General features: G+C 73.7%; 14 protein-coding genes. 10 read left to right on the plus strand and 4 right to left on the minus strand.

Annotated features, from left to right (window positions below; translation table 11 throughout):
* The first annotated feature begins 66 nt into the window (after positions 1-66).
* The 3 genes from AVL62_RS09670 (at position 67) to AVL62_RS09685 (ending at position 5,947) form a co-directional block, all read left to right on the plus strand.
* Positions 67-3,441, plus strand: coding sequence for a DEAD/DEAH box helicase (locus AVL62_RS09670; protein ID WP_058891431.1), 3,375 nt, complete (start codon positions 67-69; stop codon positions 3,439-3,441).
* Positions 3,442-3,801: 360 nt separating this feature from the next.
* The gene (locus AVL62_RS16625) at positions 3,802-4,761 is read left to right on the plus strand and encodes an HNH endonuclease signature motif containing protein (protein ID WP_235585646.1); all 960 of its coding nucleotides are present in this window, start codon (positions 3,802-3,804) and stop codon (positions 4,759-4,761) included.
* 226 nt (positions 4,762-4,987) lie between these two features.
* Positions 4,988-5,947, plus strand: coding sequence for an ERCC4 domain-containing protein (locus AVL62_RS09685; protein WP_058891789.1), 960 nt, complete (start codon positions 4,988-4,990; stop codon positions 5,945-5,947).
* 48 nt (positions 5,948-5,995) lie between these two features.
* On the opposite strand, the gene AVL62_RS09690 is transcribed toward AVL62_RS09685, so the two are convergent.
* The gene (locus AVL62_RS09690) at positions 5,996-6,487 is read right to left on the minus strand and encodes an EVE domain-containing protein (protein ID WP_161937873.1); all 492 of its coding nucleotides are present in this window, start codon (positions 6,485-6,487) and stop codon (positions 5,996-5,998) included.
* Positions 6,488-6,591: 104 nt separating this feature from the next.
* Here AVL62_RS09690 and AVL62_RS09695 point away from each other — a divergent pair, with 104 nt between their 5' ends.
* On the plus strand, positions 6,592-7,593 hold the full coding sequence (locus AVL62_RS09695) for an SDR family NAD(P)-dependent oxidoreductase (protein ID WP_058891435.1): 1,002 nt from the start codon (positions 6,592-6,594) through the stop codon (positions 7,591-7,593).
* Here the strand turns inward: AVL62_RS09695 and AVL62_RS09700 are convergent.
* Complete coding sequence (locus AVL62_RS09700; RefSeq protein ID WP_058891436.1) at positions 7,583-8,764, minus strand: zinc-dependent alcohol dehydrogenase; 1,182 nt, start codon at positions 8,762-8,764, stop codon at positions 7,583-7,585. The two genes, AVL62_RS09695 and AVL62_RS09700, sit on opposite strands and share 11 nt — an antisense overlap.
* 119 nt (positions 8,765-8,883) lie before the next feature.
* Between AVL62_RS09700 and AVL62_RS09705 the strand changes: the two genes are divergently transcribed.
* Positions 8,884-9,366, plus strand: coding sequence for an SRPBCC family protein (locus AVL62_RS09705; protein WP_058891437.1), 483 nt, complete (start codon positions 8,884-8,886; stop codon positions 9,364-9,366).
* A gap of 122 nt (positions 9,367-9,488) precedes the next feature.
* On the opposite strand, the gene AVL62_RS09710 is transcribed toward AVL62_RS09705, so the two are convergent.
* On the minus strand, positions 9,489-11,633 hold the full coding sequence (locus AVL62_RS09710) for a DUF6351 family protein (protein ID WP_058891438.1): 2,145 nt from the start codon (positions 11,631-11,633) through the stop codon (positions 9,489-9,491).
* A gap of 95 nt (positions 11,634-11,728) precedes the next feature.
* On the minus strand, positions 11,729-12,172 hold the full coding sequence (locus AVL62_RS09715) for a TY-Chap domain-containing protein (RefSeq protein ID WP_058891439.1): 444 nt from the start codon (positions 12,170-12,172) through the stop codon (positions 11,729-11,731).
* A 76-nt stretch (positions 12,173-12,248) separates the two neighbouring features.
* On the opposite strand from AVL62_RS09715, the gene AVL62_RS09720 reads away from it, so the two are divergent.
* The 5 genes from AVL62_RS09720 to AVL62_RS09740 are packed head-to-tail and all read left to right on the plus strand — an operon-like array spanning position 12,249 to position 15,418.
* A complete protein-coding gene (locus AVL62_RS09720) occupies positions 12,249-12,524 on the plus strand; it encodes a hypothetical protein (protein ID WP_153011744.1) in 276 nt (91 codons plus the stop codon).
* Positions 12,524-13,882, plus strand: coding sequence for a hypothetical protein (locus AVL62_RS09725; protein WP_058891441.1), 1,359 nt, complete (start codon positions 12,524-12,526; stop codon positions 13,880-13,882). Before AVL62_RS09720 ends, AVL62_RS09725 begins: the two co-directional genes overlap by 1 nt.
* Positions 13,879-14,256, plus strand: a complete 378-nt coding sequence (locus tag AVL62_RS17085) for a hypothetical protein (RefSeq protein ID WP_058891442.1) — start codon at positions 13,879-13,881, stop codon at positions 14,254-14,256. The genes AVL62_RS09725 and AVL62_RS17085 overlap by 4 nt, the downstream gene beginning before the upstream one ends.
* The gene (locus AVL62_RS09735) at positions 14,253-14,711 is read left to right on the plus strand and encodes a hypothetical protein (RefSeq protein ID WP_153011745.1); all 459 of its coding nucleotides are present in this window, start codon (positions 14,253-14,255) and stop codon (positions 14,709-14,711) included. The genes AVL62_RS17085 and AVL62_RS09735 overlap by 4 nt, the downstream gene beginning before the upstream one ends.
* Positions 14,708-15,418, plus strand: a complete 711-nt coding sequence (locus AVL62_RS09740; protein WP_161937874.1) for a hypothetical protein — start codon at positions 14,708-14,710, stop codon at positions 15,416-15,418. Before AVL62_RS09735 ends, AVL62_RS09740 begins: the two co-directional genes overlap by 4 nt.
* Positions 15,419-15,420 lie beyond the last annotated feature (2 nt).

The raw sequence follows: 15,420 nt of genomic DNA on the forward strand, positions 1-15,420 counted from the left end.
GCGTCCTGGGCAGGCACCATATTCTCGTGCCCGGCGTCCCACCCGCACACCTTCGAGGAGTCACACATGGCTGGCCCGCCGCCCGCCTTCGTCGCACCGGACTGGATCCGGCAGCTGGGCCGCGACGACCTCAGCAGGGTCTTCGGCACGACCACGGTGAAACGGGCCGTCACCTACCAGCGGCGGGGTGCGGTCCACGATCTGCGGGAGGACCGAGACGGGGTGCTGAGGGCCACGGTCTACGGCAACCGCCGATACTCCACCACGGTCTGGTCGCAGGCCGGAGCCCGCCGGCCCGCGGGGCTGGCCACCTCGTGTTCCTGCCCCGTCGGCACGCTGTGCAAGCACGCGGCGGCGGTGATCCTGCACGCGCAGCGCACCGCAGGGGCCGCGACCCCCGCCTCGGGCACACCGCATACCCCAGCCTCCGCGGCCTGGGAGAACCTGCTCGCGCCCGTCCTGGCCGAGCTCGACTCCGCCTCCGAGGACCGCAGTGGCACGCCGCTCGCCCTGCAGGTCGAGCTGGCCCAGGCCACCACCGCGCACCCCACCCGGCTACGCCTGAAGCCGTTGGTCCGGGGAGCCTCGGGCGCCTGGATCCAGACCGGGATCTCCTGGGCCGACCTGCACCGGGGCTACGCCTCTGCCCGCACCGACGACCGGCACCGGGCCGCGCTGGCCGCCGTCGTGCAGGCACAGGCGGCCCGCTCGCCGCACTGGTACCACCCCGGGGAGTGGGTCGAGGCCACCGCTCTGGGGCCGGCCGTCTGGCCGCTGCTGCGCGACGCGGCCCACGCCGGCGTCGCCCTGGTGACCGGGCGTGGTCGACGGTCCGTCCGGCTGGCCGACCCGGTCGAGCTCTCGCTCGACCTCACGAGGGACTCCGACGCGGCCATCACCCTGGCCCCGGTCGTGGACCTGCCCGGCGCCACCGCGCCACCGCAGCTGGTCGGTGACCCCGGCCACGGGCTGGCCGCCGGGGACGAGCACGGGATGGTGCTCGCACCGCTGACCCGTCCGCTCAGCAAGGCGGTCACCACCCTGCTCGGCCAGGCCGGGCGGCTACGGGTGCCGGCGACGGACACCGAGCGCTTCCTCACGGCATACTCCCCCGCCCTGCGCCGCCACACCACCCTCACCTCCAGCGACGGCAGCGTCCTCATCCCCGAGGTACGCCCGCCGCACCTCGGGCTGACGGTCACCTTCGAGCCCGGGCACGTCACCCGGCTCCGCTGGACGTTCAGGTATGCCGTCGGCCAGGTCACCCACGACGTCCCCCTGCGTCCGTCGCGCAACCCGCAGGACGCCCGTCCCACCACCCAGCAGCCCGTGGTCCGCGACACCGACCGCGAGGAGGCGCTGCTCTCCAGCCTCGACGTGCTGGACAGGGCGCCCGGGCTGCGCATCCCCCTGCCCGGCAAGGCGCGCCTCGGGGTGGTCCTGGAGCCCGAGCTCACCGGCTGGGCCACCGTGCAGTTCGCCCGCGACGTCCTCCCGGCGCTGCAGGAGCGGGACGACATCGACGTCACCCTCGTCGGAGAGCCCCTGCCCTACGCCGAGGTCGAGGACGGCCCGGTCGTGCAGGTGTCCACCCGGGACCTCGGGCCGGCGGACGGCGCGGACGCCGCCGGGACGGGAGAGGCCGGCGACAACACTGACCGCGACTGGTTCGGTCTGGGTGTCAGCGTCCGGGCAGGTGACCAGGAGGTGCCGCTGCGCGACCTGCTCACCGCCCTGACCCGCGACGAGGAGGTGCTGCTGCTCCCGGACGGGTCGTGGTTCCGGCTGGACACCGACGAGCTGCGCGCCCTGCACCGGCTGGTCCAGGAGGCCCTGGCCCTGGACGACGGCGACGGCGACGGTGACGACCTGCGGATCAACCGCTACCAGGCCGGGCTCTGGGAGGAGCTCGTCGCCCTCGGCGTGGTCACCGAGCAGAGCGAGGGCTGGCAGCGCACCGTGGGAGCCCTGCTGGCCCTCGAGGAGCTGCCGCACCCGGACCCGCCTGGCACCGTCGAGGCGACCCTGCGCGACTACCAGCTCGACGGCTACCGGTGGCTGTCCTTCCTGCTCGACCACGACCTGGGCGGGATCCTCGCCGACGACATGGGGCTCGGCAAGACCCTGCAGGTCCTCACCGCCGCCGAGCGGCTGCGGGCCGAGGGCCGGCTGAGCCCGGAGAAGCCGCTGCTCGTCGTCGCGCCGACAAGCGTCCTCGCCACGTGGCAGCGCGAGGCGGCGCGGTTCACCCCGCACCTGGACGTGATGGCGCTCACCCAGACCACGCGCCGCACGGGCCAGCCGCTGACCGACGTGATGGCGGGCGCGCACGTGGTGGTGACGTCATACACCCTGCTGCGGATCGAGGAGAAGCAGCTGGTGGGGCGCGCCTGGGCCGGGGTCGTGCTCGACGAAGCCCAGGCGGTCAAGAACCACCGGTCCCGGACCTACCAGGTGGCGCGTCGGCTGCGCGCGCCGGTGAAGATCGCGGTCACCGGCACGCCGCTCGAGAACTCGCTCATGGACCTGTGGGCGCTGCTGTCCATCGTGGCTCCAGGGCTGTTCAGCTCACCGGAGCGCTTCGGCACCGTCTTCCGCCGACCCATCGAGTCGGGGGCCGCCCCCGAGCTGCTGGACACGCTGCGCCGCCGCATCCGCCCCCTCGTGCTGCGCCGGACCAAGGAGTCGGTGGCGGCCGACCTGCCCCCGAAGATCGAGCAGGTCGTCTCGGTGCCGCTGAACCCCGCCCACCGGCGCATCTACGACACCCACCTGCAGCGCGAGCGGCAGCGCATCCTCGGCCTGCTGGACGACGTCGACCGGCACCGGATCGCGATCCTCGCCGCGCTCACGAAGCTGCGCCAGCTCAGCCTCGACGTCCACCTCGTGGTGCCCGACGCCCCGGCCTCCGCCCGACCCAGCAAGGTCGACGCCCTGCTGGAGCAGGTGGTCGAGCTCGCCGCCGAGGGGCACCGGTGCCTGGTCTTCAGCCAGTTCACCCGCTTCCTGCGGGTGGTCCGGGACCGCCTGCAGGCCGAGGGCATCGAGCACGTCTACCTCGACGGGCGCACCCGGGACCGGCCGCGGCGCATCGCGCAGTTCACCGACGGGGACGCCCCCGTCTTCCTCATCAGCCTCAAGGCCGGGGGTTCGGGCTTGACGCTCACCGAGGCCGACTACGTCTTCGTGCTCGACCCGTGGTGGAACCCTGCCGTCGAGGCTCAGGCCGTCGATCGCACCCACCGCATCGGTCAGGACAAGACCGTCATGGTCTACCGGTTGGTCGCCGAGGGCACCATCGAGGAGAAGGTCGTCGAGCTGCAGGAGCACAAGCGCGAGCTCTTCGACAAGGTCGTCGACGCCGGCGGCGCCCTGGGCGCGCCCCTGAGCGCCGAGGACATCCGCGGGCTGCTGGACGTCCCGGCCGGGCTCAGGTCCTGACCAGGCTGCCGGCCCGGCGCTTTGCGGGGTCGGAACGCATCGCGTGGCAGGGTCGGGACGCGGCGTAGAAGCTGACGAGCGTGGCCTCGGGGGGTCGGTCCGACGTCCTCGCCGCCGACTCGACGGCGCGGGGATGACGCGGTCGGGCCGCTCCAGGTTCTCAGCGAAGTGCACTGTCGCAGGGAGAGGGTCTGTCAGACCCCACTCGTACACTTGTTCGCATGAGGGGTAGCTGGGGTAGCGAGGCGACCGGCGGTCAGGCCGACGGCGCGGTAGCCGTCATGGGTGGTCTGGTCGACGCGGTCGAGCGGTCTGCGTCGGCGTTGGCGTCGCCTGCGTTGTTGCAGGAGCGTGAGCTGGGTGAGGTGCTGGGGGCCCTCGACGGGGTGGCGGCTCGGACGCACGCGCTGCTGGTGGCGGTGGCCCGGGAGGGTCTGGGGCGGGGGCTGCACCAGGAGGCCGGGTTCTCCGACGTCGACTGGGTCCGGGGCGTATGCCCGGGGCTGGCGTCGCGGACCGCNNGCGGGCCGGGAGGAGTTCGACGAGAAGGACCTGGGCAGGATCACGTCCAAGCTGGTCGCGACCTGCCTGTCTGAGAAGGAGCAGGTCGCCCGCGCCCAGGCCAGGCATGAGTTGCGGGACGTGCACGAGTCGTCGTTGGCGGACGGGTCGCTGCGCCGGTTCGTGGTGACCGTGGGCAACGACGCCGACTACGAAGCCATCCGGGCCGTGCTGATGTCACCTCTGGCCGCGCCGGTGCGGCGCGAGGACGCGCCGGGTGAGGGGCTGACACTGGCTGAGCTGGACACCCGCACGGCGGGTCAGCGGCGCTACGACGCGTTCATGACGGTCTTCCGGCGCGGTGTCGCCGGCACGCAGGGGCAGCCCACGACACCCAAGGCGCAGGTCATGGTGACGATCGGGCTGCAGGAGCTGCGTGGTGCCCTGGGCGGTGCCGGGCACACGATGCACGACGGGGCGATCCCGGCCCACCAGGTGCGCCAGCTGGCGTGCGAGGCCGACATCATCCCCGCCGTGCTCGGCGAGACCGGGCAGATCCTGGACCTCGGACGCGCCAAACGGTTGGTCACCCCGGGCCAGCGGCGGGCCCTGGCCCACCGGGACGGCGGGTGCACCTTCCCCGGGTGCCACGTGCCCGCGACCTGGTGCGACGCCCACCACGTCGTCCACTGGGCCCTCGGCGGCCGATCAGACCTGGGCAACTACGCCCTCCTCTGCCCCCGGCACCACACCTGGGTCCACCAGCACGACACCACCGCCGACGTCAGCGAGACCGGTGTCCGGTGGAGACTGCGATGACCCCGCCCCACACCCGGCCCCACGCGGGCCGGGCCACCGGCCTGCGCCCGGTCGATGACGCGGGACGCCGACGAGGCGGCGGCGTGAGCCGCTGTGGGAGCCCGGCCAAGGACATGGCGTGAGCCGCGGTGAGAGCCCGGCTCAGGTCCGGAGCCGCGACGTGAGCCGGGCGAAGGGCCGGTCCAGATGCCGCGCCATGTGGTGCGCGACCGCATACCCTGACCTCGTGCCGGACGACTTCCTCATCGCCCACAACCCCGAGGACGGCTCGCGACTGCCGTACCTGCTCCGTATCCCGCTCGGGCCGGACGGCATCGTGCTCAAGGCCAAGGAGACGTGGCCGCGCACCGGCAAGGTCTACTGCCACCGCGCGAGCGGCTGGCCGAGCGAGCCCGAACTCGTGGAGCGCGTGCCGACCCGCTCGTGCGTGCGCCGCGGCGCGAGCATCGACCTCGTGCTCGACCGCAGCCGGGAGAACCGCTCACAGTTCGTCCTGACCCGCGCCCGCGGCCGGGAGGCGGTCTTCTGGCAGACCGCGCGCACCGCCAGGCAGGCGCGGCCGGCGGTGAGCCTCCCCACGGCGCGGGGTTCGGGCATCCCCACCCTGGAGATCGTCGTCGACAGCCACGAGCGGTATGCCTGGTCCTTCGACCACCAGCAGGTCACCACCCGCCGCGAGGGGCTCCCGGCCGGCGACTACGCGGTCGAGGTCGCCGGTCGGGTGCTCGCCTCGGTCGAGCGCAAGAGCCTGGTCGACCTCGTCTCGACGCTGACCAGCGGCCGGATGCGCTACCTGCTCGCCGACCTCTCCTCGCTCCCCACCGCGGCCGTCGTCGTCGAGGACCGCTACTCCGCCGTCTTCAAGCTCGACCGCGTCCGCCCCGCGGTCGTCGCCGACGCGCTCGGCGAGTGCCAGGCCCGGTTCCCCACCGTCCCCATCGTCTTCTGCGAGACCCGCGCGCTCGCCCAGGAGTGGACCTACCGCTTCCTCGCCGCCGCGCTCGCCCACGCCGGCGAGGAGACCCACGTCGAGGCCGAGGCCACCCCGCTCACCTCCGCGCGCGCCGCAAGCCCCGGCGAGGTGCGCCAGTGGGCACGCGAGCACGGGTATGCCGTGTCCGACCGCGGGCGCATCCCGCGCGAGGTGCGCGCAGCGTTCGACGCGCGCCGGGAGGCCACGCGCTGAGTGGGTCGACGGACTGGGGGCGCTGATCAGGGGCGCGAGGGTCGTCGTTCAACCCTGGGGCCACCCGGCGCGGTCCAGATCCTCTGGCGTCACGTGCGTCGCGAGCGCCAGCGTCTCCTCCGGTGTCAGGTGCAGCGGGTTGGCGGCCCGGCCGAGTCTGATGAGTTCGCAGCCAGCCAAGACCGGGTCGTCCTTGAGCACCTGCCGGGCGACCGGCGCTCGCAGGGTCACAGCGGCGTAGTGCACCACCGGTTTCTCGTCACCCGCCGGGGGCTCGACCGCGTGCGTGACCCGGCCGATCTCGACGATGCCAGGCGTCTTCTGGCCGCCGAGGTAGCGCACGACGAGGTCGCCCGGCTCGACCAGGCGGCTTCGATAGGTGCGCGCTAGGCACCACTCCTGGGGCGCGGGCTCAGGCACGGCCTGGGTCGCAGTCCCGGGGGTCGGGGTCGACCCGGCGGTCACCGGAACCTCTGCATCGGGTGCACCGGCATTGCCGCGCACCACCCAGCAGCCAACATCCGCGCGCTCGATGGGCACGTGATCTCCCTCCCCGGTCCCCAGGCAGGACATCGTGCGCCCACGCTAGGAGCAGCCCGCCGACTCAGCAAGCGGCATACCCCACCGCCTCCTAGCGTGGAGGCATGAGCACCCCTCTCACCCCCCGCCCCGTCTCCCTGGTCGCGGGAGGCTCCCGCGGCCTCGGGCTCCTGGTCGCCGAGGAGCTCGCAGAGCGCGGCTACGACGTCGCGGTCTGCGCCCGCCACCTCGAGGAGACCCGGCGCGGCGCCGAGATCGCCGAGACCCGGGCACGTGAGCACGCCGGGGCGGACGCCGGCCGCGTCCACGCCTACGAGTGCGACGTCGCCGACCGGGAGGCCGTGCAGGCGTGGGTCGCTCAGGTCGAGAGCGACCTCGGACCGGTCGAGGTCGCCATCCACGTCGCCGGCATCATCCAGGTCGGCCCAGCCGAGACGATGACCTTCCACCACTTCGACCAGGCCCTCGGCACGATGCTCATGGGCCCGCTCAACACCCTCTGGTCGGTGCTGCCCGGCATGCGCGAGCGCGGCCACGGCCGGCTCGGCGTGGTCTCCAGCATCGGCGGCGTCGTCGCCCCGCCGCACCTGCTCCCCTACTCCACCGCCAAGTTCGGCGCCACCGGCCTCACCCAGGGCCTGGCGAGCGAGCTGGCCGGCACCGGCGTCACCGCCACGACGATCGTGCCCGGCCTCATGCGCACCGGATCCCACGAGAACGCGCAGTTCACCGGCGACCGCGCCGCGGAGTATGCCTGGTTCGCCCCCGCTGCCTCGCTCCCCCTGCTGTCGATGGACGCCGAGCGTGCCGCGCGCCGGATGGTCGACGGCGTCCTCGCCGGCCGCCCGATGGTCGTCCTCACCCCGCTGGCCAAGATCGGCATGCGCGTGCACGGCCTCATGCCCGCCACCACCGTCCGCGTCATGGGCCTGACCTCTCGGTTGCTGCCGAGCACCCCCGCAGACCGCGACGCGGCCCGCCCGGTGACCGGGCGGACCGCGGCGCAGCAGCTGGGGTCCGGCGTGGTGAGCCGGCTCACCACCCTGGGCCGCCGGGCCGCGAAGCGCTTCAACCAGCGCGGCCCGGGCTCGGCCCCTACGGCGTGAGCACGACCTTCAGGCAGTTGTCCTGCTTGTCGTTGAACGTCTGGTACATCTCCGGCGCCTGCTCCAGCGGCACCCGGTGGGTCGCCAGGTCCTCCAGCCCGAGCACGTCCTCGGCGCCGCTGACCAGCTCGTAGAGCTCGTCGGTCCACCGGCGCACGTGGCACTGGCCCATGCGCATCTGCACACCCTTGTCGAAGAGCTCCATCATCGGCATCGGGTCGGCCATGCCGCCGTAGACGCCGCTGATCGACACCGTCCCGCCGCGGCGCACCGCGTCGATGGAGGCGTGCAGCGCCGCCAGCCGGTCGACCCCGGCCGTCTCGATCGCGGCCCGGGCGAGGGGCTTGGGCAGCCGCTTGGCCGCCGACACCGCGGCGCCGAGCACAGGGCTGCCGTGCGCCTCCATGCCGACCGCCTCGAGGACGCCGTCGGCGCCCCGCCCGTCGGTCAGGTCCCGGATCGCGTCGCCGACGTTCTTCGTCGAGTCCAGGTCCACGACCTCGGCGCCCCACTGGGCCGCCAGCGCGTTGCGCTCCGGGACCCGGTCCACGCCGATGACCCGCAGGCCCCGGTGCCGGGCCGCGCGGACGGCCAGCTGCCCGACCGGGCCGAGACCCATGACGGCGAGGGTGCCGCCCTCGGGCACGTCGGCATACTCGATCCCCTGCCACGCCGTGGGGAGGATGTCGGTGAGGTAGAGCACGCGCTCGTCCGCGAGCTGGGGGTCGACGCGCACCGGGCCGAAGTCCGCGTGCGGCACGCGGACCAGCTCGGCCTGCCCGCCGGGCACCGCACCGTAGAGGTCGGTGTAGCCGAAGAGGCTCGCGCCCTTGCCCTGGTCGACGTTCTGCGTGGTCTCGCACTGGGCGAAGAGGCCGCGCTCGCACATCCAGCACGTCCCGCAGCTGACGTTGAACGGGACGATGACCTTGTCGCCGACCTCCAGAGTGTCGACGGCGCTGCCCACCTGCTCGACGACGCCCATGAACTCGTGCCCGAGGATGTCACCGGGGTGGAGGTAGGCCGCCAGCACGTTGTAGAGGTGCAGGTCGGAGCCGCAGATCGCGGTCGAGGTGACGCGCACGATCGCGTCGGTCGGGTCCTGCAGGACGGGGTCGGGGACCTCCTGGACGGAGACGTCCTGGAGTCCTTGCCATGTGAGTGCTCGCATCCCTCCACGCTAGGAGCGTGGCCGGAGGCTCGCGCGGTGAGGCGACACGGGGTGGAGGCGCTGGGCGTGGTGGGCCCGCCGGCCCCGGGCCGGTGCCCCCGGTCTGCGACGATCGCGGTATGAGCTCCCTCACCCACGCCGAGTCGGTCACCGTCCACGCCACCCCGGAGGACCTCTACGACCTGGTCTCCGACGTCACCCGGACCGGCGAGTGGAGCCCGATCTGCACCGGCTGCTGGTGGGACGAGGGCGCCACCGGCGAGGTCGGCGACTGGTTCACCGGCCGCAACGAGACGGCCGAGCGCACCTGGGAGACCCGCAGCGAGGTGGTCGCCGCGGAGCGCGGCCGCGAGTTCGCGTGGCTCGTCGGCGGGGCCTACGTCCGCTGGGGCTTCACCCTGGAGCCGTCCGAGGACGGCACCCGGCTCACCGAGTCGTGGGAGTTCCTGCCCGCCGGGCTCGAGCTGTTCCGGGAGAAGTACGGCGACCAGGCCGAGCACGAGATCGAGGTCCGCACCCGCGCCGCGCACGCGGGCATCCCGGTGACCCTGGGTCGGATCAAGGAGATCGCCGAGGCCGGCGGCCGACCTGGCAACTCCTGAGCCGGTCCTGAGGGCCGGCCGCACGTCGCGAGCGTCCACCGGCCTGCCTCATCGACACAACCGTGGCCGGCCGGAGACATCCTGAGCAGACGTCTCCGACCGGCCACGAGACCGCATACCTCTCAGAAGCGCAGCCAGGTCCCGGCCAGGCCCTGCTGCTCGACACCCGGCACCGAGTAGTCGCACACGCCGTCGGCGAAGACCTCGCCCAGGCGCGCCCACTGCTCGTCGCTCATCTCCGGGTAGTCACCACGCGCCGGCTCGGTCGTCCGGCAGTCGATGACATCAGCCTTGACCGACTCCCCCGCGACCTCGCGCGGGAAGCTCGCCGAGGGGTAGAGCTGCTCGCAGGTGCCCTCCGGGTCCCGGTCCAGCGTCTCGGCGACGAAGGTCGGGTCCTCGTCCCGCGTCTGGCAGCCCTCGACGAGCGCCTCCGGCCGGGCCGCGCCGATCTCCGCCAGCGTGGGCCGCTCGCCCTCGAGGTCCAGCCCGCTCAGCCACGCGTCCATCTGCGTGAGGCCGTGCTGCAGCAGCGGGCTGCCGGTGCTGAACAGCCCATAGCGGTCGTCCTCGAGCAGGCTGACGTGGTTGACGACCGACCCGTTGGCCGCGCGCAGCCGCTCCCGCATGGAGTTCGTGTGGTAGCGCACGTGGATGTCGCCGTTCGGCTGCTCGTCGAAGTAGGCGCGGTAGTCCACGATCGGCGTGCTCGCCAGCCCGCCGCCGCCGTTCGTCAGCCGCCCGGTGCGGTATGCCGCCGCGACCGCGGGCAGGTCGGCCTGGGTCCGCGCGTCCTGGAAGCCGCCGTCCTGGTCGTAGCCGCCGACCTGCTCGTTGAGGTCGAGGAACTGGTCGACGGTGATGGTGCCGTCCTGCAGGGCCGCGAGCCCGTACTGGATGCCGCCGTTGTCCAGCGGCCGCAGCGCGAAGCCGGTCTCCGGGTCGGTGCCGTAGACGTTGACCGTGTGGTCGTAGACGTCGCACCGGGCGCCGTCGGGGTTGGTCTCCGGGTCGTAGCGCAGCTCCTCCGGCAGGACCGAGGGGCAGAACACCCGCGGGTCGATGCGCTGCGCGCCGCCCGCGACGTTGCTCATCGTGGCCAGCGTCTGGAAGCCGGTGACCTGCCGCTTCTCCTCGTCGGTCCAGGCGAGGTCGGTCTGCCCGAAGTAGTGGTCCAGCAGCCGCGCGTCGGTGATGAAGTTCACCGTGCCGAAGCCGACCTCGGGGAAGGAGCAGCCGACGACGATGCCGTCGAAGATCCCGGGGTAGTTGTCGGCCGCCTGGTGCGCCTGGTAGCTGCCGCCGGAGCAGCCGAAGCCGATGGTGAACTCGTCGCGGCCGTAGCGCTGGAGGAACTCCTCCTTGGTCATCTGCGCGGTCTCCGAGGTCAGCAGGTCCGAGCAGTTCTGCCCGAACACGTTGAGGCTGGAGGAGACCAGCGCATACCCCTGGCTGAGCATCCACGTATCGGTGACGCCGCCAGTGCTGTTGCCCTGGCGGAACCACCCGCCGGCGCACCCACCGCCCAGGGTGTAGACGACCTTGCCGTTCCACCCCTCGCCACGCTCGACCGGCGACGGCTCGGCCTCGGTCAGCGGGTCGTGCAGCGTGGTGTGCTGGAAGATGCCGCGGTTGGCGGTGCCGGTCTCCATCCGCACGATGAAGGGCACCTCGACCCCCTCGGTGGTGGTGGTCGTCGCGAGGTCCGCCGGGTATGCCGTCGCGCCCGCCGGCCACGCCTCGTAGGCGTCCGCGGTGGTCCGGTAGAAGTAGTCGACCCGGTCCTGCACCGAGCAGTCGCCGTCGAGCGGCTCGCCCAGGGTGCCACCGACGACCGGGAGCGTGAAGAGGTCGGTCTCGCAGACGAACGGCTCCTCGTGCGGCCCGGAGAAGAGCGGCCCCTCGTCCGGGTGGTTCACCACGGTGAGCGCGTCACCGGCACGCCCCTGGCCCGGTGGCCGGGCGGTGATGACGTTCTCCCCGAGCTCCATCCCGTCGACCACCCCGACGAGCACGCGCCGCTGCGCGTCCCACTCGAAGGCGTCGGTCACGTCGGTGCCGTCGAGGTCGACGCGCACCCGGTGCTGCGGGACGGTGCGAGGGACCGACACCTCGACCAGCGCGTCCCCCGCGGTGACGAGGTCGGGGGCGCTCGAGACGGTGCTCACCTCCAGACCGGAGGGCTTGGGGTCGGGGGGTGCGGCTGCCGCCTGCGTGCCCGTGATAGCGAGAGCAGCCAGGGTGGCCGCGCCGGTTGCCAGCTTCATCGCTGAGTCCTTTCGAAAGCGCTTACAGCAGCAACCTAGCAGCGCCCCGTCGACCGCACAGCCGGTCTCAGGTCAAGGTTTGGTCAGCATCTCCCCTACGCGACGCGGTCCCAGCGCCAGCGCGCGTCGGGCACGCCGGTCCCCAGGACCCGCAGGGCACCGACGAGCATGTCCGCGCTCTCGGCGGGGGCCTCGACCCGGCCGACGTAGACGTGGTTCTCCGAGGTGACCCCCCGTGGCTGCTCCTCCGGGTCCGACCACCCCTGCGTCTGCAGCGCGGCGGTCTGCTCGGGGGTGAGGTCGGCATACGCGGCGGAGACGCTCTCGCAGAGCAGGTCGGCACCGAGGCGCGATGCCTGCACGTAGCGTCCCGCCGTCGCGGCGGGCCCTGAGCGACGACCCAGGCCGAACCAGCGGCGGCGGGTCGGCGGGGCCGCCCGGTCCGGCTCGGACAGCACCAGCGACTCCCCGTCGTCGAGCGTGGCGAGCTCGTCGACCAGGCGGGTGCGGACGTCGTCCCAGCGGGTGGAGGCGCTCATGGCGCCAGGGTGCCACGGCTTGGGATCCGTCGCAGCGGCCACTATCCTCGACGTCGGTTCATGACGGAGGGAGGGCGTGGAGACCGTGGGTGGCTTCGTAGGAGGAGATCCGGCGCAGATGGGCGCCGGTGCGCGGGCGCTGCACCGCACCGGGGGACGGGTCGAGGAGATCGGGCGGGGGCTCGCGCAGGTGCAGGGCTCCGGCGCCGGGTATGCCGACCTCTCCACCGCCGTACGACGCCTCGGGTCGGCGGTCGGCACGGCGGTCGAGGACACCGGCACGCAGACCACGATCGCCGCCGCGCTCGCCGACGCCGCCGCGCAGGACATCGACACCGCCGGGGGGAGCTGATGGTCGCCGGGTTCGGGCCGCCCCAGGGCGACCCCGCGCTCCTGGACACCCTCGCCACCACCCTGGCCACGGTGTCCGGCGACCTGACCACCGAGCAGGGCCACGTCGAGAGCGGGGTCGAGCAGACCCTGAGCACCTGGCGCGCGACCCGCTCCCGCGACTTCGAGGACGCCGGTCGGGGCATCGCGGGCACCCTCGGGGGCGCCTCGGGCGTCGTCGACGCCGCCCAGGAGCAGGTCAGCGGGTATGCCCGCCGGCTGCGCAACGCCATCGAGGACATCGAGGACCTCGAGCGGCGGGCGCAGCAGCAGCTGGACCGGATGGACGGGGTGGGCACCGACGACGAGGGGCACGACACCCTGCAGGGCCAGGTCGACGGCGAGGTCGCCCGGCTGCGCCAGCAGGCCCAGGAGATCCGCGACGAGGTGGAGCGGGACGCCACCGCGACCGCCGCGGCCCTGGACGCCGGCACCGAGATCCTCGTGCCCGGGGCCGCCCGGCTGACCCCCGACCAGGTCGCGCTGCGCGTGCACGGCACCACGGGGGTCTCCGGCACCGGGGCCCCGCTGGCCACCGGCACCCTGACCACGCAGAGCGCCTGGGAGGCCCTGGAGTCGGTGTCGCAGCCGGCGACGAGCGTCGGCGAGACCGCCCTCGACTCCTGGTTGGGGTTCCGGCCCCCGGTCGGCGAGGGCTCGGTGAGCATGACGCTGTTCACCCTCGGGCAGGTCCAGTTCGGTGCCTCGACGGTGGCCAGCTGGATGGCCGACCAGCGCTACTCCCACTTCCGCCCCATCGACGCCGCCGGCCGGGTCGTCTCCCCCCGCATGGGCTTCTGGCAGCGGCTGCGGCACGGGGCCGGCCGCTTCCCCACCGCCCGCGGACTCTCCCCGTGGCAGCGGGTGCGCGGCTTCGACCCGCGGGGGCACTTCAGCGCACGCCCCTGGCACGGCGGGAACGCCTCGCGCTGGAGCACCGCCGGTCGCTGGCTGGGTCGCGGCGGCACCGTCCTCACGGCCGCCACCTCGGGGTGGAACGAGTGGAACGAGAGCGCGAACTACCCCACCGACGAGCGCGTCGGCCGCACCGTCACGGTGTCGGCGGCCACGACCGGTGGCGCCCTCGTCGGGGCGAAGGCGGGCGCCTGGGCGGGCGGGGCCATCGGGACCGCGATCATGCCCGGGGTGGGGACCGTCATCGGGGCCGGGCTGGGGGCGCTCATCGGCGGTTTCGTGGGCTCCCAGGCCGGCGCCTGGGTCGGCGACCAGCTCAAGGACATCGGTGGCGACATCGCCGACGGCGTGGGGGACGCCCTGGACAGCGCCGGGGACTTCATCGACGACATCACGCCCTGGTGACCCCCGTGGTGTCCACCGTGGTGTCCGTCGTCGGCCTGGCCCTGGGCGTCCTGCTGCTCGGGCTCGCCGTCTGGGAGCGCCTGGGCCGCGGCGAGCAGGCGCGCGCCTGGCTGCGCGGCCCGAGCGAGGCGAGCATCCGCGGCTCGCTGTTCGTCCTCCCCGGACTGGGCCTGCTCAGCCTGCTCGTGGGCCTGTCCCCCTGGATCGCCGACGTGCCCGCCCTGGGCTTCCTGGCCCTGGTCCTGGCGCCCCTGGGGCTCTGGCTGGTCTTCGGCTGGGGGGCGCTGGCCCTCCCCTACCCGCGCTGGTCGGTGCCCGCCTGGGCCCGCGGCCGCATCGCCCGGCGGTTCGACAAGAAGAGGTGGTCGAGGTGAAGGTGACCCACGAGGGGTCGGGAGCGGTCTTCGAGGCGCCCGACGGCTGGCAGGTCGAGGACACGGGGCGTCCCGAGGTGCTCGTCGTGCTCGAGCCCGAGCCGGCCGACGGCACCGTGCGCGCCAACCTGGTGCTCACCGCCGTGGACACCGGCGGGCGTTCCTTCCGCGACTGGCAGAACGGCACCGAGGCCCTGCTGCCCCAGGAGCTGTCCGACTACCTCGTCCTCGACCTGCACGCCGACGAGGTCGACGGTCGACCGGCCGGCAGCCGGCTGGCCCACCACGTCGACGCCGAGGGGCGGGCGCTGGTCCTGGAGCAGCGCTTCACCGAGGCCGACGGCCTCGGCCTCACCCTCACCGCCACCGTCGACGTGCTGCGCTACCCGCTGATGGCCGAGGAGCTGTCGGCGTGCTGCGCCAGCCTGCGCCTGCCCCGGGGAGCGAGCCGATGACGCTGCGGGTGGAGGGCGACGCGCTGCTGGTCGACACCGGCACGTGGGCACGGCTGGCGGGAGCGGAGGAGGTCGACCCGGAGCTGGCCCAGGTGGCCTCCACCGTCCCCGGTGGTGAGCAGGCCCTCGAGGCCGGGCGCGACCCGCGAGCCGTCGTCCAGGTGCAGACCGCCACCCCCGGCGGGGTCTTCACCCACGAGGCGTGGGTGGGCGAGGACGCCCTGGCCGTGCTCCTCGACCTGGGGCTCGGTGAGGACCGCCGGCTGCTCGTCCTGCCGCCGGACCACCTGGCCGCCTCGCTGGCCCGGATGGTCGGACTGGCCCCCCGGTCGCACGCCCCCGCCGACCGCGAGCCCCGGGCCGTCTCCGAGGCCGACCTGGAGGCGTGGTTCGCCCAGGGTGAGGAGGCCCCCGCCGATGCAGGTGTGCCACGGCGTCCCGCGGACGTCGGGCAGGGTGCCGAGTCCCACGGGACGCCGTCGGTCGGACGGGCGGGCGCCGATCTCGGCGCGGACCGCGCCTGGCGCCTCGTCGCGGCCGCCGTGGGCTCGGACGACGCCCCCCTCATGCTCGCCGCCGTCGACGGTCGCGACAGCGGCCTCTGGATCGTCGGGGCCGACCCCGACCTGCGCCTGGTCCCGGTCACCCCCACCGAGGTGTGGCGTGAGCTCGCCTCGGTGCTGCTCGCCCTCACCCCGCCGACCTGACC

The organism is Serinicoccus chungangensis, assembly GCF_001483745.1.
GTDB lineage: Bacteria > Actinomycetota > Actinomycetes > Actinomycetales > Dermatophilaceae > Ornithinicoccus > Ornithinicoccus chungangensis_A.